The organism is Chitinophaga niastensis (assembly GCF_003014755.1).
GTDB classification, from domain to species: Bacteria; Bacteroidota; Bacteroidia; order Chitinophagales; family Chitinophagaceae; genus Chitinophaga; species Chitinophaga niastensis.
The window spans coordinates 299,721-324,431 of sequence record NZ_PYAW01000004.1 but is presented as its reverse complement, the minus strand read 5'-3'; the positions used below and the strand labels follow the sequence as shown (position 1 = coordinate 324,431).

Annotated in this window: 1 protein-coding gene; it reads right to left on the bottom strand. The window is 46.8% G+C overall.

The window, feature by feature from the left end:
- Positions 1-38: 38 nt before the first annotated feature.
- On the bottom strand, positions 39-24,494 hold the full coding sequence (locus tag CLV51_RS20160; RefSeq protein WP_106529882.1) for a DUF8202 domain-containing protein: 24,456 nt from the start codon (positions 24,492-24,494) through the stop codon (positions 39-41).
- Positions 24,495-24,711 lie beyond the last annotated feature (217 nt).

Genomic DNA, 24,711 nt, shown 5'->3' with positions numbered 1-24,711 from the left:
GATGGCTATTACCAGTTAGCAACAGCCACCCGTTCGTTTTATCTTAATATTTGCACCCAGCCTTTGTAATGCTTTGTACCCTGCTGCTTCTTCACTTCCAGGATGTAATAGTATGTGCCTTCATTCAATCCTGAGCCATTCCAGTCGTTCCGGTAATCCTTGGATTGATATACCATACTTCCCCAACGATTATAGATGTAGATAGCAGATCCGGGATACTTTTCCAGGCCTCCGATAATAAAGCGCTCATTCTTACCATCACCATTAGGAGTAAAGACATTCGGGAATGTGATATCACCGCCGTCAGCCTGTATAGTAGAAACAGCTGTGTTGTTGTCCAGATCCATCTCTGGTTCCAGTGCTGTTACGGTAGCGCGGTTTGTTACCTCATTTCCTTCAATGATGCGGCATACCATGGTGAGCTCCACTTCTTCTCCGGCCAGCAATTGCCCGATATTCCATGTTACTTTTCTGGTGTTGACATCTTTATTTACCTGACCTGTTGCTACGTTTATTGATTTAGCCATTTCAAGATTCAGTGGTAGTGCATCTTCCATTATCACATTTGTATAGATGGTATTACCAACGTTTTTCACCTTTATGCTATAGGTTATATCCTGTCCCATACGGTAAGGGCCGACCGCCGGACTTATTACTTCTTTACTTATCACCAGATCCCCGCTCACATCACTTACGTCCATTACAGTTCCGGATTTCGCACTACATCCCGGAGCAGACGGATCACAGCTACCTGTATTCTTTGTATCCTTACCGTCACTTACCTGGGCAGTGTTGGTGATTGTTGTCACTCCTTTAAGATTACCGGCAGTTTTCACAACAAAGGTTACACTTGCAGTAGCACCTGCTGCAAGATTGGTTATGGTAAAGCTGACCACATTGCTGCTAAGTGTTCCACCGCTCACATAGCTGGTATTAGCTGGTATCGGATCGGTAATGACCAGGCCGGCAATAGGCACGTTGCCCGTATTATGCACATAGATGGTATAGGTCAACTCTTCGTTGGGATGCACTTTTCCGCTGGTATTCCCTGCCCGCAATGCCACTGTTTTCCAGGTATCAAAGCTTTGTACATCATTATCGGTTATGTTAACGATAGCTATTTTTCCCGTTCCCGGCGTAAACAACAGACTACCTCCACTACCACCGGTAAGTGTGAATACCACTGTGCGTGTACCATCCTGCACCAGGTTATCTATTACCTGTACAGGGATATTAATGCTGTTTGCACCTGCAGGTATTATTGCCGTGCCATTGAGTGCTTTGTAATCATTTCCTGCAACAGCCGTACCGCCGATAGTGTAATTCACCACGATATCAAACGCAGCAGTGATGCCGGCAGGTAACTGAATCATTACTTCCCCATCTGTGGACGGTTCAGCAGCAGCAGGTTTTGTTGCAGTAATATTCAACACCAGGTTAGATACAATATCATCATCATCTCCAATGGTAACGGTGGCGTTGCCATTGGTGCCGCTGGCGGTGAAGCTGCCCAAGCTGGTGGTTGTGCCACCTGTCAGGGTCAGGATCACTGTTTCACTACCTTCTATGATCTTGTCGTCTATCACGGTCACCGGAACGCTTACACTGTTCTGTCCAGCCGGAATGGTGGCCGTAGCGCTGATCGTGTAGTCGGTGCCGTTAGTGGCAGTACCAGTGATGTTGTAGTTCACCGTTACGGCTTCTGTAGCAGTGACACCTGCCGGCAGACTGATACTAAATGCACCGTTAGTACCTGGCTCGGAAGCATCCGTTGTTTTGCTTACACTCAGTACTTTATTGACGGCAATATCATCATCGTCTGCAATAGTAACAGTGGCGTTGCCATTCGTGCCGCTGGCGGTGAAGCTCCCCAAGCTGGTGGTAGTACCACCCGTCAGGGTCAGGATCACTGTTTCGTTTCCTTCTATGATCTTATCGTCTATCACGGTCACCGGAACGCTTACACTGTTCTGACCGGCCGGTATTATGGCGGTGGCGCTGATCGTGTAGTCGGTGCCGTTAGTGGCGGTACCGGTGATGTTGTAGTTGACTGTTATTGCTTCTGTAGCTGTAACACCTGCCGGCAGACTGATACTGAATGCACCGTTGGTACCTGGCTCGGAAGCATCTGTTGTTTTGCTTACACTCAATACTTTATTAGCGGCAATGTCATCATCGTCTGCAATGGTAACCGTAGCGATACCATTGGTGCCGCTGGCGGTGAAGCTGCCCAAGCTGGTGGTTGTACCACCCGTCAGGGTCAGGATCACTGTTTCATTACCTTCTATGATCTTGTCGTCTATCACGGTCACCGGAACGCTTACACTGTTCTGGCCGGCCGGTATTATGGCGGTGGCGCTGATCGTGTAGTCGGCGCCGTTAGTAGCGGTACCGGTGATGTTGTAATTGACTGTTACAGATTCTGTGAGGGTAATACCCGCCGGCAGACTGATACTAAATGCGCCGTTGGTGCCTGGCTCGGAAGCATCTTTTGTTTTGCTTACGCTCAGTACTTTATTAGCGGCAATATCATCATCGTCTGCAATGGTAACAGTAGCGTTGCCATTGGTGCCGCTGGCAGTAAAGCTGCCCAATCCGGTGGTTGTACCACCTGTCAGGGTCAGGATCACTGTTTCATTACCTTCTATAATCTTATCGTCTATCACGGTCACCGGAACGCTTACACTGTTCTGACCGGCCGGGATAGTAGCGGTGGCGTTGATCGTGTAGTCGGTGCCGTTAGTGGCGGTACCGGTGATGTTATAATTTACTGTTACGGCTTCTGTGAGGGTAATACCCGCCGGCAGGCTGATACTAAATGCACCGTTGGTACCTGGCTCGGAAGCATCCGTTGTTTTGCTTACGCTCAGTACTTTATTAGCAGCAATATCATCATCGTCTGCAATAGTAACAGTGGCGTTGCCATTCGTGCCGCTGGCGGTGAAGCTGCCCAAGCTGGTGGTTGTACCACCCGTCAAGGTCAGGATCACTGTTTCGTTACCTTCTATGATCTTATCGTCTATCACGGTCACCGGAACGCTTACACTGTTCTGACCGGCCGGTATTATGGCGGTGGCGCTGATCGTGTAGTCGGTGCCGTTAGTGGCGGTACCGGTGATGTTATAATTTACTGTTACGGCTTCTGTGAGGGTAATACCCGCTGGCAGACTGATACTGAAGGCGCCGTTGGTACCTGGCTCGGAAGCATCCGTGGTTTTGCTTACACTCAGTACTTTATTGACGGCAATATCATCATCGTCTGCAATAGTAACAGTGGCGTTGCCATTCGTGCCGCTGGCGGTGAAGCTCCCCAAGCTGGTGGTAGTACCACCCGTCAGGGTCAGGATCACTGTTTCGTTACCTTCTATAATCTTATCGTCTATCACGGTCACCGGAACGCTTACACTGTTCTGGCCTGCCGGGATGGTGGCCGTAGCACTGATCGTGTAGTCGGTGCCGTTAGTGGCGGTACCAGTGATGTTATAATTTACTGTTACAGCTTCTGTCAGGGTAATACCCGCTGGCAGGCTGATGTTAAATGCACCGTTGGTACCTGGTTCGGAGGCATCCGTTGTTTTGCTTACACTCAGTACTTTATTAGCAGCGATGTCATCATCGTCTGCAATGATAACGGTGGCGTTACCATTGGTGACGCTGGCGGTGAAACTGCCCAAGCTGGTGGTTGTACCACCCGTCAGGGTCAGGATCACTGTTTCGTTGCCTTCTATGATCTTATCATCTATCACGGTCACCGGAACGTTTACACTGTTCTGGCCAGCCGGGATGGTGGCCGTAGTGCTGATCGTGTAGTCGGTACCGTTAGTGGCGGTACCAGTGATGTTATAATTTACTGTTACAGCTTCTGTGAGGGTAATACCAGCTGGCAGACTGATGCTAAATGCACCGTTGGTACCTGGCTCGGAAGCATCTTTTGTTTTGCTTACACTCAGTACTTTATTAGCAGCAATATCATCATCGTCTGCAATGGTAACAGTAGCGTTGCCATTGGTGCCGCTGGCGGTGAAGCTGCCGAAGCTGGTGGTTGTACCACCCGTCAGGGTCAGGATCACTGTTTCGTTGCCTTCTATGATCTTGTCGTCTATCACGGTCACCGGAACGCTTACACTGTTCTGGCCAGCCGGGATGGTGGCCGTAGCGCTGATCGTGTAGTCGGTGCCGTTAGTGGCAGTACCAGTGATGTTGTAGTTCACCGTTACGGCTTCTGTAGCAGTGACACCTGCCGGCAGACTGATACTAAATGCACCGTTAGTACCTGGCTCGGAAGCATCCGTTGTTTTGCTTACACTCAGTACTTTATTGACGGCAATGTCATCATCATCTGCAATGGTAACCGTAGCGATACCATTGGTGCCGCTGGTGGTGAAACTGCCGAAGCCGGTGGTTGTACCACCTGTCAGGGTCAGGATCACTGTTTCGTTACCTTCTATGATCTTATCGTCTATCACGGTCACCGGAACGCTTACACTGTTCTGGCCTGCCGGGATGGTGGCCGTAGCACTGATCGTGTAGTCGGAGCCGTTAGTGGCGGTACCCGTGATGTTATAATTTACTGTTACGGCTTCTGTCAGGGTAATACCCGCTGGCAGACTGATACTGAAGGCACCGTTAGTGGCTGGCTCAGAAGCATCCGTTGTTTTGCTTACACTCAGTACTTTATTAGCAGCAATATCATCATCGTCTGCAATGATAACGGTGGCGTTACCATTGGTGACGCTGGCGGTGAAACTGCCCAAGCTGGTGGTTGTACCACCCGTCAGGGTCAGGATCACTGTTTCGTTGCCTTCTATGATCTTATCATCTATCACGGTCACCGGAACGTTTACACTGTTCTGACCGGCCGGTATTATGGCGGTGGCGCTGATCGTGTAGTCGGTGCCGTTAGTGGCGGTACCGGTGATGTTATAATTTACTGTTACAGCTTCTGTCAGGGTAATACCCGCTGGCAGGCTGATACTAAATGCGCCGTTGGTGCCTGGCTCGGAAGCATCCGTTGTTTTGCTTACGCTCAGTACTTTATTAGCAGCAATATCATCATCATCTGCAATGGTAACCGTAGCGATACCATTGGTGCCGCTGGCGGTGAAGCTGCCGAAGCCGGTGGTTGTACCACCTGTCAGGGTCAGGATCACTGTTTCGTTGCCTTCTATAATCTTGTCGTCTATCACGGTCACCGGAACGCTTACACTGTTCTGGCCGGCCGGGATGGTGGCGGTGGCACTGATCGTGTAGTCGGTGCCGTTAGTGGCGGTACCGGTGATGCTATAATTTACTGTTACAGCTTCCGTGAGGGTAATACCCGCTGGCAGACTGATACTAAATGCACCGTTGGTACCTGGCTCGGAAGCATCCGTGGTTTTGGTAACACTTAATATCTTATTAGCAGGTATATTATCGTTATCTGCTATTAACACAGTTGCATTTCCTGTGGTGCTGCTGGCGGCAAAGGAACCAAGACCAACAGCTGTTCCACCTGTTATGGTCGCTATTACAGTTTCAGTAGGCTCCATAATCTGGTCGTCAATCACCTGTACGTTTACAGGCACACTGTGCTGGCCTTTAGGTATTATTACTGTACCTGTGAGCGCAATGTAATCTGCACCACCTATGGCTGTGCCACCAATCGTGTAATTCACCGTAATATCAGCAGAGGCGGTCAGACCCGGAGATAAGCTCACATCGAAAGCCCCGTTTACAGCAGGTTCTGCGGCATCAGCTACTTTCGTAATACTTATTACCCTGTTAACGGTAGTATTATCATCATCCGCTATAATCACCGTTGCATTACCATCAGTGCTGCTGGCGGCAAAAGTGAACTGTGATGATGTGCCACCAGTTAAAGTAACTATTACCGTTTCACTTTCTTCTATGATCTTATCATCTTTAACTGTTACCGGCAGATCTATACCGTTTTGTCCGGCAGGTATCACTATTATTCCGGTCAGGGTTTGATAATCTGTTCCGTTAATAGCAGTTCCTGTTATTGTATAATTCACGTTCACTGCCTCAGCAACTGTAATACCAGCAGGCAGGCTGATATGATAGCTGCCATTGGTAGCAGGTTCAGCAGCATCTGTAGTTTTGGTAATACTCAGCAATGTGTTAGCTGGTATATTATCATCATCAGCAATAATTAAAGACGCATTGCTGTTGGCTGTATAGCCACTGAAACTGGTAGAAGTGGCTCCTGTAAGGGTAATTACTACCTGTTCGTTTCCTTCTATTATCTTATCATCTGTTACCACAACAGGCAGTGGAATCATATTCTGCCCGGCAGGGATGATAATTGTTCCACTCAATACCGTGTAGTCGACACCGTTAGTAGCAGTACCGCTTACAGCATAGTTCACTTTCACGTCTTCCACAGCTGTTACGCCCGCAGGCAAGCTAATACTGAATGCGCCATTAGTTCCTGGTTCTGCAGCATCTACTGTTTTTGTGATGCTCACTACCTTATTGGCAGCAATATTATCATCGTCTGCAATGGTCACTGTTGCGCTACTGCCCGCAAGATCTGCGGTAAAACCGAAGCTGGCGGAGGCTCCACCAGTAATATTCAATATAACCGTTTCAGGGTTTTCAATGATCTTATCATCGATTACGATAACTGGAACGGGTACACTGTTCTGACCTTTCGGCAGGACTACTGTTCCGGTCAGACTTACATAGTCTACTCCGTTACCTGCAGTACCGCCTACAGTATAATTTACCGTTATATCTTCCGATACGGTCACGCCAGCAGGCAGACTAACCTTAAACGCACCAGGTGTAGCAGGCTCGCTGGCATCTGCCGTCTTTGTTATACTTATTACCCTGTTGGCTGCAATATTATCATCATCAGCTATTGTAAGCGTGGCGGTGTTGCCCACAGCCGGTGTAAATGTTCCAAAGAGAGGGGAAGTACCACCGGTGAGTGTCAGTATCACGGTTTCATCTCCTTCAATGATCTTATCATCTTTTGGAGCAACAATTACCTGAACACTATTGTTACCTGCATGAAGTACCACTGTACCGCCGAGGTTATCATAATCGGTGCCATTTGTAGCCGTACCAGCCAGGTTATAACTGATAGTAATATCCCCGGCTGCGGTTACACCCGCAGGCAAACTGATGTTGAATGCACCATTAGTAGCCGGTTCTGCGGCATCAGAGATCTTTGTTACCGTTAGTTCCTTATTGGCTGCTGTGGCATCATCATCAGCAATGTTTACGGTAGCTGTTTTATTGGTTGTATTAGCCGTGTAAGCATTCCCGTTATTATCTGTTCCGCCTGTCAGATCCAGGATCACTGTTTCCACTGGTTCTATGATCTTATCATCGATTACATCTGCTTGTATATCCACGCTGTTTACGCCAGCAGGCAGGGTTACCGTAACAATGGAATAATCCACGTTCCGTGTTGCGGTACCACTTAATGTGTATTGCAGCGTAATATCTCTTGCTGCTGTATATCCTGCTGGCAGGGACACTCTAAAGATGCCTGGTGTAGCTGGTTCAGCAGCATCTGTTATTTTATGTACTTCCAGCACACGGATAGCGGCTGTATTATCATCATCAGCAATTATCACTGTAGCACTGTTGGTCCCGGCAAAGGTAAAGTTGGTTGAAGTACCGCCTGAGAGCGTAGCTATCACGGTTTCATTACCTTCTATGATCTTGTCATCCTGCACCACTACATCTATGTTCACACTGTTTTGCCCGGCAGGGAGCAATACAGTGTTCGTTAATAACGTATAGTCAGTACCGTTAACCGCAGTTCCCGCTACGGTATAATTCACGGTAATATCCTCCGATACGGTAATACCAGCAGGCAAACTTACTTTAAACTGGCCGTTGGTGGCAGGCTCGCTGGCGTCTGAGACATTTGTAATCGTCAGTTGCCTGTTAGCGATTGTACCATCATCATCTGAAATTTTCACAATAGCTACAGCTGCGGCACCTGGCGTATAGGCATTACCGGGAGTATCTGTACCACCTGTCAACGTTAAGATCACAGTTTCTGTCAGCTCAATAATTTTATCGTCCTTCACTTTAACCGGTAAAATCACGAAATTCTGATTTGCCGGAATTGTTGCGGTGGCACTGATGGTATAGTCTACATCTTTAGTAGCTGTACCACTCATATTATACTGTACCACAATGTCACTGCTGGAAGTATAACCAGCAGGCAGGCTAATCATGTAACTGCCGTTAGTGGCGGGTTCTGCGGCATCTGCCGTTTGCACTACGCTCAGTATGCGGTTAGCTGCAGTATTATCATCATCTGCAATAGTAACAGTAGCTGTATTTACAGCATCAGCCGGGAAAAGGTAGGCATTGCCTGCACCATCTGTTGCACTGCCCGATATCACGGTAAAAACTACTGTTTCCGGAGCTTCAATAATTTTATCATCTATTACAGTTACATCTATATCTACGTGATCCTGCAGGGCAGGTATTATTATTGTGCCCGGAATTGTATAATCCACGCCAGATGTAGCTGTTCCGGAGAGGTTATATCCTACGGTGACATCATAATTGGAAACTGATCCGTTCAATGAAATCCTGAATTTGCCATTGGTAGCAGGTTCAGCAGCATCATTGAGGTTTGTAACAGCAACAGGTGTGCTGCTGGCAGCGTTGGCATCAATAATATTTACAGTGGCGGAGCCTTTACCCGGTGCAATGTTAAATGTATAAGTAGCAGAGCTGGCGCCGGTCAGTGATAATACTGCCTGCTCCGGCCCTTCAATAAGCCCATCATTCATTGCTGCAAGATCCACCAGCACAAAATTGGTACCCGCTGTAATAACTGCCGTACCCCCCAGTGTGGTGTAATCGGTCGTGTTGGTAGCACTGCCCCCCATCGCATAATGGATCGTTACATCTTCCGAAGCAGTGATGCCTGGTGGCAACGAAATCTTATATTGGCCATGCACACCACCTTCCATAGCATCAGACACTTTGGTTACCAGTACCACGTTACTGTTGGCAGTAAAATCATCATCAGCAATATATACGGTAGCTGTTGCAGCTGTGGCGTCTGCAGTGTAAATAAACAATCCATCCGTACCACCAGTAATATTCATTACCACTGTTTCTACCGGTTCTATCACCTGATCATCTGTTACCAGTACCGGCACGTTCACGCCATTCAGGCCGGCCGGAATTATAATATCGGCTGTAATAGCCTGGTAATCCGCTCCACTGGTAGCTGTACTGGCTGCATCAATAATATAGGATACTTTAATGTCAGCAGCTGCTGTAACACCAACAGGCAAACTAATGCGGAAGTTCCCGTTGGTAGCCGGTTCTGCGGCATCTGTTGTTTTAGCAATACGCAGTGATTTATTGGCGGTGGTATTATCATCATCCGCAATATTCACCTGAGCAGCAGTACCATCTGTTGTAAAGCCAAAGCTGGCAGCGGTACCACCATTTACGTTCAGCACCACCGTTTCCACACCTTCTATAATCTTGTCGTCTATTACAGTTACCGGAACGCTTATACTGTTCTGACCAGCCGGTATAACTATTGTGCCGGTAAGATTCGTATAGTCGGTGCCGTTGGTAGCAGTTCCAGTGATCGCATAGCTCACTGTAATGGCCTCAGATGAAGTTATGCCTGCCGGCAGACCTATGCTGAATGCACCGTTTGTTGAAGGTTCTGCAGCATCTGCTGTTTTCACAGCACCCAATATTTTATTGGCAGCTGTATTATCATCGTCCGTAATGATAACAGTAGCATTACTATTGGTACTGCTTACCGTAAATGCACCAAAGCTGGCAGATGAGATGGTTCCCAGGGTAGCTATTACTGTTTCGTTATTCTCTATAATCTTATCATCTTTCACAATTACAGCCAGTGGTATACTGTTCTGACCAGCTGGTATTACCACTGTACCGCCCAGAGAAGTGTAATCTGTTCCATTAGTGGCAGTACCGGTAATGGTATAATTTACAGTAATGTCATCCGCCGCTGTAATACCTGTAGGTAAACTGAGCAGGAATGCACCATCAGTAGCTGGTTCTGAAGCATCGGTAGTTTTTATGATGCTTACTATTTTGTTGGCAGCTATATTATCATCATCAGTAATTGTCAGGGTAGCAGCACCATTGACAGTACTGGCAGTGAATGCCCCGAATCCGGTGGCAGCACCACCTGTAAGGGTAGCTATTACGGTTTCATTCGTTTCAATAATCTTGTCATCCAGCACGTTCACAGCCATGGTAGTACTGTTTTGACCGGCCGGGATCTTTACGCTACCGCTCAGGGTGCTGTAATCTAATCCACTTGTGGCTGTACCACTGATTGTATAATTCACTGTGACATCCTGCGTATACGTAATCCCTGCAGGAAGGCTGATGGTGTAAGCGCCATTGGTGGCCGGTTCAGCAGCATCTGCTGTTTTCACAATACTTAATACCTTATTGGCTGCCGTATTATCATCGTCTGTTATCGTTGCCGCAGCGCTGTTATTAGTAGTCCCAACGGTAAAGGTAAACTTAGCAGAAGAGCCTCCCGAGAGGGTAAGGATCACGCTTTCATCTCCTTCCACTATCTTATCATCTATTACAACCAAAGGTATGCTGACGTTGTTCTGTCCTGCAGGAATGATTACACTGCCGCTTAAATTCGTATAATCTGTACCGTTAGTGGCAGTACCGCTTACGGTATAGTTCACCGTTACATCTTCCGCTACTTTTATACCGGCAGGCAGGCTAATGCTAAATGCGCCATTGGTACCGGGTTCTGCGGCATCAGTAGTTTTGGTAATGCTTAATACTTTGTTATCCGCAGTATTGTCATCGTCGGCAATGATTACGGTAGCTGTTTGATTGGTAGTACTTGCGGAGAAAACACCCAGGCTGGCAGCTGTTCCTCCGGTTACTGTTGCCAGCACCGTTTCATCGCCTTCTATCAGCTGATCATCAATCACATTTACCGGCAGCAGCACGGAATTTTGCCCGGCCATCAATACCACCGATCCTGTCAGCTGTGTATAATCCGCAACAGGTGTGGCGGTACCAGCTATGGTATAACTAACTGCAATATTTTCAGCGGAAATGATACCCGCAGATAAGCTGATGCGGAAAGCCCCATTGGTAGATGGTTCTGAGGCATCCAGCAATTTCTGGATACTCAGTACTTTATTGGCTGCGACATTATCGTCATCCGCAATGGTTACTGTAGCAGAAGCGCTGCCTGTAAAGGTAAAGCTGGCAGAAGCGCCACCAGTAAGGGTAGTGACTACTGTTTCATCACCTTCAATGATCTTATCGTCTGCCGTTATAACGGGCAGGGCTACACTGTTTTGTCCTGCGGGAATTGTGATAGTTCCGCCCAGTGCGGCATAATCTGCCACCGGGGTAGCCGTACCTGCTACGGTATAGCTCACCGTGATATCTTCCGAAGAGGTGATACCTGCCGGCAAACTGATGCTGAATGCACCATTAGTGGCCGGTTCTGCGGCATCCTTGGTTTTATTGATGGTCAATACCGTATTACCCGCGGTATTATCGTCATCTGCGATGGTTACCGTAGCGCTGCCATTGGTACTGCTTGCCGTAAATGCACCATAACCTGCGGAGGTACCACCGCTGATATTGACGATTACCGATTCGTTTGTTTCAATGATCTTATCATCTATTGTAGCTACTGCCAGTGACACACTGTTCTGGCCGGCGGGGATTACTACGGAGCCGGAAAGGTTCGTATAGTCTGTTCCGTTAGTAGCAGTGCCGGCAACAGTATAGCTTACTGTAATATCCTGCGGTAAGGTAATGCCGGCAGGAAGACTTATCCGGAAAGATCCGTTGGTAGCCGGTTCTGCGGCATCCGCCGTTTTACTGATGCTCAATATCTTATTTGCAGGAATGTTATCATCATCGGCTATGATAACAGTGGCTGCAGTTCCGCCGGAAGTGTATGTACCAAAAACAGGTGAGTTACCACCCGTTACGGTCACTATGGCTGTTTCATCTCCTTCTATAGTACTATCATCTATTATTTTTACGGGTATACTCACACTGTTTTGCCCCGCAGGGATCACCGCTGTGCCGCCCAGTAATTGATAATCGGTACCGTTGGTAGCAGTACCAGCCACCGTATAATTTACGGTGATATCTTCCGTGGCAGTTACACCAGCTGGCAGTTCCAGGCTGAATGCACCGTTGGTGGAAGGTTCTGCCGCATCAGCGGTTTTAACAACGCTTATCACCTTGTTTGCGGCCGTATTATCATCATCCGCAATGGTTACCGTTGCTGTTTTTGCAGCACCGGCGGTAAAGGTGAAGCTGGAAGAAGTACCGTTAACAAGTGTTACGATGACTGTTTCATCTCCTTCTATTATCTTATCATCCTTCACTGCAATGGGCAGAGGCACACTATTCTGACCAGCCGGAATAATTACCGGGCTGGTTATTAACGTATAGTCAGTACCGTTAGTAGCAGTACCGGCTACCGTATAATTTACCATCACATTCTCTGATACAGTTACCCCGGCAGGCAGACTGACAATGAAACCACCGTCAGTGGAAGGCTCTGCGGCATCTCCTGATTTGGTAATGTTCAGTACCAGGTTAGCTGCTGTATTATCATCGTCTGCAATAGTTACGGTAGCCGCATTGTTGGTACCGGATACGGTAAATGCGCCAAAGACCGCTGATGTACCTCCATTGAGGGTTACAATCGCTGTTTCATTGCCTTCAATGATCTTGTCGTCTATTACTGTTACGGGAACAGGCACACTGTTCTGACCGGCAGGTATGCTTACCGTGCCGCTTAGCAGCGTATAATCAGTACCGTTAGTAGCGGTTCCTGTTACTGTATAATTTACATTGACAGCCCCCATCACAGTTACACCTGCGGGCAGGCTCACCAGGAATCCGCCATTGGAGAGAGGTTCAGCGGCATCGCTTGTTTTAACAATGCTGAGTACCTTGTTGGCAGCCGTATTATCATCATCTGCAATAGTTATGGTAGCCGTATTAGCAACACTGGAAGCAGTGAATGCAAAGCTGGGCGAAGTGCCACCCGTGAGACTGGCTACCACCGTTTCGTTCCCTTCAATAATCTTGTCATCTGTTACCGTTACATCCAATGCAACACTGGTCTGACCGGCGGGAATAATTATACTACCGCTCAAAGATGCATAGTCTGTGCCGTTAGTAGCCGTACCGCTCAGCGAATAGCTGACAGTCACTGCTTCTGAAACGGTTACCCCTGCAGGCAGGCTGATACTAAATCCACCATTGGTAGAAGGTTCAGCGGCATTTCCTGTGGAGGTGATACTTAATATTTTATTGGCAGCAATATTATCATCATCTGCGATGGTTAATGCTGCGCTGCCATTTGTACTGCTTGCTGTAAACGCGCTTAAACCAGGAGCTGTTCCACCACTAACGGTTGCAATCACACTTTCATCTCCTTCAATAATCTTATCATCTTTTACTATTACCAGCAGCGGTACAGTGTTCTGGCCGGCAGGTATGATCACGGTGCCATTCAGATTCGTATAGTCGATACCGTTTGTTGCAGTACCACTGATAACATAGTTAACAGTAATATCACTGGCAGCTGTAATACCTGCGGGCAAGCTGATGAGGAAGGAGCCATTTGTTCCCGGTTCTGCTGCGTCTGCTGTTCTGGCGATACTTATTACCCTGTTGGCAGGCACATCGTCATCATCGGCAATTGTCATGGTGGCCGCAGCGTCGGTACTGCTTACACTACATGTAAAGCTCGCTGATGAACCACCTGCTATAGTAAGTATGATGCTCTCATTTCCTTCTATCAGTTTATCATCTTTCACCACCACAGGGAGCGATACGCTGGTTTGCCCTGCAGGGATGACCAGTGTAGTGGATAAAGACATATAGTCGATACCGTTAGTAGCAGTTCCGCCAATACCATAGTTAACGGTGATATCTTCCGAACATGTTACGTTTAGCGGCAGGCTGATACTGAAACTGCCATTAGAAGCCGGTTCCGCCGCATCAGTTATTTTTGTTACACTCAATATCGCCTTACCGTTATCATTATCTATAATATTCAATGCGGCGGCCTGCCTGGTACTGCTGATACTGTATGCATTGCTGCTGGCAGCACCTGCAGCGGAGGTAAGTGTAAGCTGTACCGTTTCTGTTTTTTCTATGATATTGTCATCCTGTACGATCACTGGTAATATCACATTGTTATCACCGGCTTTCAGGGTGACCTGCCCGCTTAATGTGGTATAATCAACACCGTTTAAAGCGGTACCCGCTACGGTGTAGTTGATATTAATGTCTTCCGAAGCTGTTACACCGGCAGGCAGTTCAATGCTGAACTTCCCGTCCTGTACACCTTCTCCCCCATCCTGTACTTTACGAATACCCAGTACCTGGTTGGCAGTAATAACTCCACCAAATACAGAAAGATCCTGGAGTCCTTCAAACTGTACATAATTCAGCCCGTCTACCGTGCCTGTGGAGGCAGGTGTTAACTGCGTTATATTATTTATTTTTTCCGGAGAGATATCTGCCAGTGTAGCGGCAATATTACCGGTATGTTTAAACCATGTCCATTGCTGCGGAGCTGCTACATTGCGGGTACCGGATAAATAGGTGCCTGCATTGGTTTTTCCTACAGGGTCCCAGAGGTAACGCAGCTTCACCCCACCATTTACCGTGAGGGCGCTGCCGGTGTAACTGATCTGTAACAGGCGGCGCATTATCTGTATGCCGTAATCGGTTCCATTGCTGGCACCCAGGGCAGACATATTTTTGGATACATCCACTATGGCTGCACCAAAGTCAGTCATATTCACCGCATTACCATTCAGGTCAATAGCGGCAATATATTTTGTAGCGTCTGCAGGATCTACAAAATAGATCCAGTTACCTTCTTTACAAACAGATGCGGCTGTTTTAGCCAGTCCATCAGCTACCAGGCTGGCTTTACGTACCGGGTGACTGGTACTTATTGTGAACACTGCTCCTGCAGGAATGTTGCTGACGCTGGTGAAACTTACTTTCTTATTTATATTGTCGTAGCTGGCAGCCCGTATTTCAGTAACCGTACCCGTAGCAAAATTACCATCTCCATCCAGATCAATCAACAAAGAGAAATCATTGATATCGGTACCCGTATAGGCGATACCGTTAAGATCGAATGTGAGCGCCACTTGTTGTGTGCTTGCATCAAAGTTGCTATACTGTACTTTCCACTGTTGGGAAAGCCGCTGACTGATACAACTGCCGGACGGCAGGTTGGTAGGGATGGTAGTAAGTGCATTGCCGTTACTACCCCATATCATATAGCTTTTATCACCACCGAAGGTGGCTGCATTGGAAATATTATCTGTTTCAATAGTGCTGAGACCAATTGAAAGAATGGAACCGGTATTGATACTGCGGGATTGTTTCTGGTTCAGTCCTTCCACATCATCATAACCGATACCGGCAATGTTGTTGTTATATCCCGCATTGGCAGTGGCATTCCAGACAACACTGCTATCGGTAGCCAGGTAGTTTCCTGGTGTGGTCTGATCCAGTGTGTAACCATACTTAATACCCAGGTAAGATTCTACCTTCCGGAGTTGCCCGGTATTTAACGCAAACGGATATACGATTACATCTCCTATAGTACCGCTCCACAATTGGTCATTAGCCAGAAAGGCGCCAACCTTTGCTGTTATTGTACCGGTATTCCAGGACTTGGTACCATTAGCCAGTTGTCTGGTCTTGCTGTATACAGTAGCTATACCGCCTGTTCCGGCCCATGTACCGGATAACTGATTGGGTTTGTTTACCTGCCAGAATCCAGGAGTTGGCACATCATCAGCAACACCTACGAAATACCCAGCTCCGCCAATATTGGCCAGGCCACTACCTTTGGAAGTGGTAGGTTCGCCCCAGCTGATTATAAACCTGTTGCCTGCAAGGCTGGCTACATTACCAAATCCCATTACCGTTCTGGCAACAGTGCCGGTTGGCAGTTTGTTTACATCCAGGTTCATATAATTGCTGGTTCCATTAAATTTCACCAGCGGGTTATAGTTGACATTATCTGTTGTGTTGCTCGCAAACAATGGCTGGTTGGCACTTACAGGCTGCAATGCATTATTCAGGTCTGAAGCAAAATCTGTCCAGGTGTTAATGGCCACGTTATCGCTGGTAGAAGAAGTGCCATAATCAGGTCGCAGCCATAAGGCCGTACCAGGCACACCACCCGGCGCCTTTACGTATCCGCCAAAGCTGAAATACTGGCCGGATGTAAAACTCACATTTGCGGCATAATGTTTCACGCCATTGAGCGTGATCAGGGTCAGCGGAATAAACTGATCTGTGCCATCAAGTGTGTTATCGTTACTGATAATGAGATAAGACTGTTTGGGATTAGGCAACGCATTGAAAGGAACCGCCACCTGCACCTGGCCGGTAAAGCCCGGTGTTTGCTGCACTTTCCATAATCTGCCCATTCTGTAATTAATAACAGGATGCCCGGTAAGCGATGTCCTGAAACTGAGGGTAGCATTATCATCTCCCCATACCAGGTATGATTTATCGGTTGTAAAATTATTAGTATTATCCTGGTTGGTTTCAGCCAGGCTACTCAAACCAATCACCACCTGCGAACCAGCATTCACACTACGGGATTGTTTCTGTTGCAGGTCTTCCGCATCATCCCTGCCTATACCGGCGATATTGTTTTTATAAGTTGCATTGGCAGTAGCATCCCAGCATACCGTATTATCAGTAGCCACGTAATTATTAGGCGTACGCTGATCTACAGTGACACCGTATTTGATAGCCAGATAGCTGTTTACCTTAGCCATTTCCGGATCTGTGAGCTGACGCTCATAGATGAAGGCTTCCGGTATCAGGCCGTTCCATGAGCCATCAGTGCCGCTGCTGCCAACAAATACGCCATCTCCGATTTCAGCCTGTTGCTTTGCATCCATGGTTGTTGCTTCCTTGTAAGCATCCACCCAACTCACTATATTATCTGCTCCACCAGCAGAAGCATTGGCACTTCCTAATGAAAGCAGCTGTGGCTGTACATTAGTGAAGCCGGTACTACCACCGTTATACATAATAGCATTTCCGCCTCCCCATTCCGTAGGTGTGGAAGAAGTCATCCAGAAGTTCCATCCATTGAGACTGTTGACATCTTTCTGTAAATCAAGACTTGGATAATTACCGTCAACACCCATACCCATCGGGCTTGCGAGCGTAGCCAGGTTGGAGCGTTTGTCCATTGCTACAGTAAACAGCTGAAACCCTGTTGTGTTGGGGAATAAGCGGGTTGCATTCTTCAGTACATTGTTTGCGTTTTGTGTGCCGGGGTAAACCACTGACGGGTTAAAATTTACCAGTTGTGACGGCGTTTTATTATAAAATACCGGCTGATCAGCTACACTGGCGCTGCTAACACTATACGTAGATCCAATAGCGTTAGTCCATGTGCTTACTTTTGTTCCATCTCCGCTCAACACACCATCATTGGCTTTCAGCCACAGGTCCAGTTTCACATTTACGCCACCGGGAGAAGTAACATAGGCGCCATAGGTGACGTAAACTCCATCCGGCAGCAGGCTGCTGTTGAGTGTAATATGCCCGTTTGCATCCAGTGGGAGTTCCTGCGTGATGGTGGCAAACGAAGGATCGGTGCTAACAAGCAGGTACCTGTTGTTACCGGTTATTTTTGCATCCAGTGAAATATTCTGATCGGTCCATCCCTTTTTAGTAACCCTCCATACAGCGGGCAATCTGCGTGTAGCCTTGACACCAGCTACCATCATACTATAATCAGCACGTGACAGCCCGTTATCTGCAAATACCAGGAAAGACTTATCGTTAGTGATGACACCTGTATTCTGTTCATTAGTCAACGCTACCTGCGATCCTAATGCCAATGTTACAAAGCCGGTATCCTGGCTGAGCGATTGTTTTGTATTGAGACGGGTAAGATCATCACGACCAATACCTGTAATGCGTTTGTTATAAATGCCATTAACAGTGGCATCCCAATACACTGAGCTATCGGAAGCCAGGTAATTAGCTGGTGTAGTTTGGTTAAGAGTAATACCATATTTAAGCGCGAGGTAAGATTCTACTTTCAGGCGTTGTCCATCGCTCAATACTTTATTGTAGGCAATAACTTCATTAATACTACCTAACCAGTAAACCGCTTCGCTTACTAATGATCTGTAACCTATGCTAACCAGGTTGGGTGTGGCCGGCGTTAGATTGATAGTACCTGTTTTATCCAATCCGAAATTCTGATACAGTTTAATACCATTCACCGAATTGTCCTGCGTAGCACTGAAGATGTAAGGCCTGTTGGGAATAATAGTGTTCACACCTGTTATAGGAAAATAAGTAGTACCATTAGCTTCTCCGTATTCCAGTTTACCTGCAGTGATAATCCTGAATTCCATTCCCTGAATAGTTGCATTTCCACTGCCGAGAATTTCTCTGGAAGCACTGCTATATTCATTACAGTTAGCTACTGCAAACACTGTTGAAGTAGCAGGATCGATCCTGGTAGTGTTAATGTTCATCAGGGCAGCGCTACCGTCAAATTGCAAACCATAATTAAAGTTGATGGATTTTGCATCCGTAACCGGTTGTTTAGCTACCGTAGTCTGTATTGCATCATTACCATAACTGCTATAATCACTCCACAGTGCTCCGCTTGAAATGCCGTCATCTGCACGTAACCAGAAAACAACACCATCTTTCACATCATTAGGACCCTTTAATGCGCGGGCAAAAGTATAGTATGCACCATCTGCCAGCAGGCTGCTGTTCAATGTTACTTTGCCAGCGGCAGTCAGCGGATAAGTGGTTACGCCTGATGCAAAGGCGGCATCTGCGCTCACCAATAAATACGTTTGTGCATTACCGTTATTCAACTGCAGGGTAATGTTCTGATCAGCCCAGCCGGTTGTTTTGCTTAGTTTATGTACACGGGCCATGCGCATATTCACGCCGGCTACACCTGTTACCGGAACATTGTACAACGTTGCAGCGCCATTATCACTGAATACAAAAAAAGATTTATCATTTGTAATAACACCGGTATTGGCCGCATTGGAAGCCGCAATATCAGTACCTAAGGCGATGGCCACTATACCGGTATCCACACTCAGTGATTGTTTCTGAAACAGGGAGTCCAGATCATCCCGGCCAATACCGGTGATGCGCTTACTGTAACCGGTATTATTAGCTGCTGTCCACATCTTCGTAACGCCATCAGTGGCCAGGTAATCAGTAGGTGTGGTTTGATCTAAAGTGACCCCATATTTTAATGCGAGATAAGCACTGACGCGCTGGAACTCAGCATTGGTAAGGTTTCTGTTATATACGATTATTTCGCCCAGATTACCGTTCCAGTAACGGTTTTCTCCAATGTACTTACCAATCTGTGCTCCCTGCGCAGAAATAAGTGTATTCCAGTTCATTGTTGCTGAAGCGATGGGATTAATGCCATTCGTATATATGGAGGCAGTGCCGGTTGCGCCACCGGTATAACGTCCGGAGAAAACTGTTACTTTGTTAACAGCGAATGAATTGGTGGGCCCCACTACGGCTGCTGCACCAAAGCCTTCAAAAACGGCCCACTGATTAAATGCTCTGAGCCCGGAAGTCTGATTAGAAGCGAAAGTACCATAACTAACCATTATCTGGTCTGTAGCAGCATTAGTTACTCCTACTCCTATCAATGTTCTTTCTGTATTGCCAAAAGCAAATGTACCTGCTATTGATGCCTGGGGTATCTGCAGATAACTGGCAGCGCCATCAAACTTAAAGACCTGGTTATAATTAAGACCCGCTGGCACCAATGCAGGTTGATTAGCTACCGTGCCTTGTGCAGCATTGATCTGATTACCACTGAAGTCGTTCCATTGACTGGCGCTCGCTCCATTATCTCCCCTATACCAGGCGCCGATGCCTGTAGCAACGCCACCAGGGCCTTTAAGATAAGTGCCAAAAGTAAAGTAGGCTCCATCCGCCAGCTGGCTGCTGCTGAGTGTCACCTGTCCCTGAGACAATGGTAACATTACGTTGCCGGTACTGAAGGAAGCATCGCTGCTGATAACAATGTATTGTATATTAGGTACTGCAATGGTATCGAGTTGCAGGGTGATGGTCTGATCTGTCCAGGCAGTTTTCTGCACTTTCCAGATCCGGCCCATACGCTGAATAGCCGGTACAACGTTTACAGCAACATTCAGGGCAGTTACTGCGCCGTTATCTGCAAACACCAGGAAAGACTTATCCTGTGTAATTGGATTAGTATTGTTGATATTGGAAGCGGCGATGTTATTACCAAGTGCTATGGTAACAATACCTGTATCCTGGCTGATGGATTGTTTCTGTAATAATGTACCGTTGTCATCACGGCCTATCCCGGTTACTCTTTTGAAGTAACCTGTATTTACGGCAGCCGTCCACGGTTTGGTAGTACCGTCACTGGCAAGGTAGTCTGTGGCATTGTTGGTGGCGTCTTTCAGGGTAATACCATATTTAATGGCCAGGTAGCTGTTCACCTGCTGACGCTCAGTAGTATTCAGCTTGCGATTAAAGAGGATTACTTCCGAGATGGGGCCATTGAATACAGACCCGTGTCCGGCGCCGATATAGTTGTTCCCGGGAGCCGTACCAAATTGTGGTGTATTCACCGCATTGGTATAAAATATCTTTCCGTCGAAACCTTCTGCCAGATCATTGAGTGCGCTCCAGCTGCCCATAATATGTGCCTGCTGCATATTCCATCCCTGCAATGAAACGCCGGGACGGGCATTCCGCCCAAAATGGGAGTACATATTGCCGTCACTATAATTATAGAGCACGGCTGTAACCCCATCATTTCCGCCAAATTCAAACGGGAAGCTGGCAGTAGAATTGTTAGGAAGGCTGGAGGTTTGTACTGAAAATACTTCTCCTGCGGTGAATGATGGTGTAAACTGAGGTACTGTAAACCAGTTAGGGCCGCCAATGTTGATAGCCGGGTTAAAGTTGATGGCTGCTTTCTTCCAGGTAAGCGGCTGACTCAGATCGCTATAGGCGCGCTGCCATTGCCGGTCTACCGGCGCCTGATCCATCCACTGTGTAACTTCGCTGCCTATAAGTGTCGCTCCTTCATCTGCTTTAGCCCATACCTGCAAACCTGCCAGCACACCACCTGGTTTTTTTTGTATATGCCCAAAAGTAAAGTATGCTCCTGTTGGCAGATCGCTCCCCTTTATTGTTACCGTACCATCACTTTTCAATTGCACTTCTTTTGTAACCGTACTAAAAGCAGCATTTGTACTGATCAGCAGGTAAGTATTTGCATTCCCGCCATTCAGTTGTAAAGTAATATCCTGTGTATTATCCCAATTCGCATTCTGCTGCGCACGCCATACGCGGTTCATGCGGGAAGTGGCTGTGGGGGCTGTAACAGCGCCCGCATAATTAATGGTGGCGCCATTATCTGCAAATACCAAAAAGGCATTGTTATTAGTGAATGAAGTTGTATTCAACTGGTTGGAAGTGGCAATAGTACCGCCCAATGCGATGGTCACCAATCCTGAATCTACACTGAACGATTGTTTCTGTTGCAGGAAAGAAATATCATCGCGGCCAATACCGGTAATACGTTTTTTATAAACAGGATCTGCTGTCCACATACGGGTAGTACCGTCGCTGGTAACATAATCCGTAGGGGTAGTCTGATCCAGCGTAGTACCATATTTCAAAGCCAGGTATGATTCTATCTTCTGGCGATCCAGTGGCGTGAGTGTTGAAATATCTTTATAAATAATAAGCTCGGGGATATTACCGTTGAAATAGCCGCCACCGGGCCATACACCTATATAGGAGCAATAGTTGGCACCGTTACCGGCACCATAATCACGGGGAGAATTACTGGAGATCACCGTAGTTCCGTCCCGGTAAATACTCATATTTGCCACCGTTTTGGTAAAACTCCATACGTTGGTCTTATTCAAAGTACCACCCCATAATGTATTTACCCTGAAACCAAAAGGTGCATCCCAATAAACATTTCCATTGCTATATGACGGGGAAGCTACCAAATCGTAAGTATTGGAGGTTTTTTGATCGAACAGTGCGCCGTTAACCATAGCACTGGACGAAGAAGCACCAAATATGGCCACATTCTGAATGATACCATTTCCAAAAACAGAGGTCGCAGGATCTACACCAGTTGTCCCAAAATATTGTGGGCTGCTAAAAGTAGCAGTAGGGTTAAAGTTCATGCCGGTGAGCTGTACACCAGGCTGGTTGGCCAGACTAGTTTGCGGAATAACGATGTTATTTCCACTGAGATCATTCCATTTCGAATTGCTCAGTCCCTGATCGGCACGGTACCAAGCACCAATGCCGGCGTTAACGCCGGCCGGACCCAGGATCGCAATAGCTTTAGGGTCGCTGAACTCAGAAGTACCTTTGACGGAGGTTAACGTTGCTGTCCAGAAGGCGCCGGGAGAACCCGTATAACTCACCGTATAGGGGGCGGTACCGGCTACAACATTATTAAAAGTGGCTGACAGTTGTTTGCCACTGTTGGGGGTAGTACCCGCATCATTGGCATACAGGTGAATGGTGTAAGTGGTACCTGCTGCATCCGTGGCAATAACGGGAATGGCTATATTAACGGTATAGCTGTTAACGCCGGCTGTTACAGAAGAAACAATCAACGGACGATTAGCCCCTTTATAGTTTCCATTGGGGGCAAGAGAAAAATTAATTGCCTTGGTAGTATTATTATAGATACTGTTGCCGGTAATAACAACGCCCTGTGTATTATCATTAACATCAAAGAAAACGCCATGGCCACCATTATTATATATCTGATTATTACCAGTAATAAAAATAGATTTGGGGGCACTGGGGCCTGCATGTATCCATACGCCGTTACTGACGTTATTACGGATGATATTACCTGTAATGGTAAATTCTGTAACAGGATCAGTTGCCGGGAAAACAACACCACTGCGCCCGCAGTTCTCAAAAGTATTATTCGTGATTTTTACAGCACTGTGGGCACCCGGACCAAACTCTATTGCATCACTCCCAGCACCCGGCAGATTATGGATATATGAATTTTTAAGCTCAAAACCGTTTGCTCCCCCATTTGCTTGTATTCCATCCCTTACGTTTTCTATCTGCATACCATCCCAAACAGCATTTGTAAGAGCTCCCCACACGAGGATCCCTTCATACAGCGCATTCCTGATGGTTACATTGGTTAGCTGGGAATTGGTTAATGCTCCGGCGAAATATAGCAGGTATTGTACCTTATCATTAGCATCTGATTCTATCAGCACATTCGTCATCGTTAATCCACTCACTGCGCCAACGAAAGCAACGGGACTACTAGTGCCGTTATGATTATTGTTTAAAGGATTCCTGAATTTCGAATCTTTAATTATAATATTATTGGAAGTACTACGGAAACAAAGATCATTAAAACCACCCTGAAATACCTGAGCTCCATCAAAGGTGATATCTTGTACAGGAGATCTAAACTCAATACCATAATCTTCATCAGGGTTAGAAGGATCAGCAATATTTTTAAGGTTCAGGTATAGATTTTTGAAGGTCGTCTTTTCCACCGCCCCCTCAAACCATACGCCATAATCTATGCCGGTAACAAACTTATCAAATGTGACATTTTCAAAACTGGCATTCTTAAAAGTGTTGCCTGCCCGAAAAGCACTCCCCATAGTGGTTTGTGTGATATTCTTAAAAACAGCGGTATCGACAGGTGCAGTAGCGCTAAACTCTGCAAACATCGAAGCCACATTAGCACGCGCCTCATTTCTTCCATCTATGGTAATATTCTCCATCCACAAGTTCATCTGCTTACCTGTTGCAAAATAGAAGGCTCTCCCGAAACGCGGACTGCTGATTACTTCCAGGCCCATGTCAGAAGTTATTTTGCGAATGGTCAGGTGATTGGTGGCTCCTCCTACGTATACAATGTTATCCATATTAGCTACCCCTGCACTATTCACTTTCATATTTTCAATGGTCACACTATCGCTATTGGCCAACACATTTATCGCAATACCTGTTGTATTCAGCAGATTAAAATTTCTGACAGCAACCCCTTTCGCTCCTATTGTGAAAAAAGTAGCAGCATTACTGTTGGCATTGATCGTGATATTATTTCCTCCGTCTATCGTTAATCCTGCTGAAGTAATACCAGGCAGACTACTGACAATATTAATTGTTCCATATACATTAAATACGATACTATGAGGCCCGGTACCTGCTGCATTCGCATCCGTGATAGCCTGCCGTAATGAACCCGGTCCGGTATCATTGGTATTAGTAACCGGAAAGTTGGCTGCAGTCGCCTGCCCATACAACAAGCCGGTAATAAGCACCAGGGAGATGAATCGCAAAAAGCGACCACATTTAATTGACTTCCACGGGATATTGGTATCAAAAAAATTAATACAGCGGTAAAGTTGCGGCAAGAGCATCTGTAACATAACAATTCAGTTTAGGGCAAAGCATGCACGTACTGGTTCTCCTGCATCAGATCAGTAGAGCCAGTGGCAAAATGCGAGTTCGGATATCGCTTATATAAAATAGTAAAGTCTACAGGAAATTTTAGTCTCCTGTATACGATAGCATGGTAGTCGAAATTTCGTGTAGTGGTAAAGAATAGTTATTGTTTACCCTACTGATTGATACATAAAATCCGGA

Excerpts from the sequence above, each read along its gene's own strand:
- CLV51_RS20160 (WP_106529882.1), bottom strand. The coding sequence starts at position 24,494 with ATGTTACAGATGCTCTTGCCGCAACTTTACCGCTGTATTAATTTTTTT.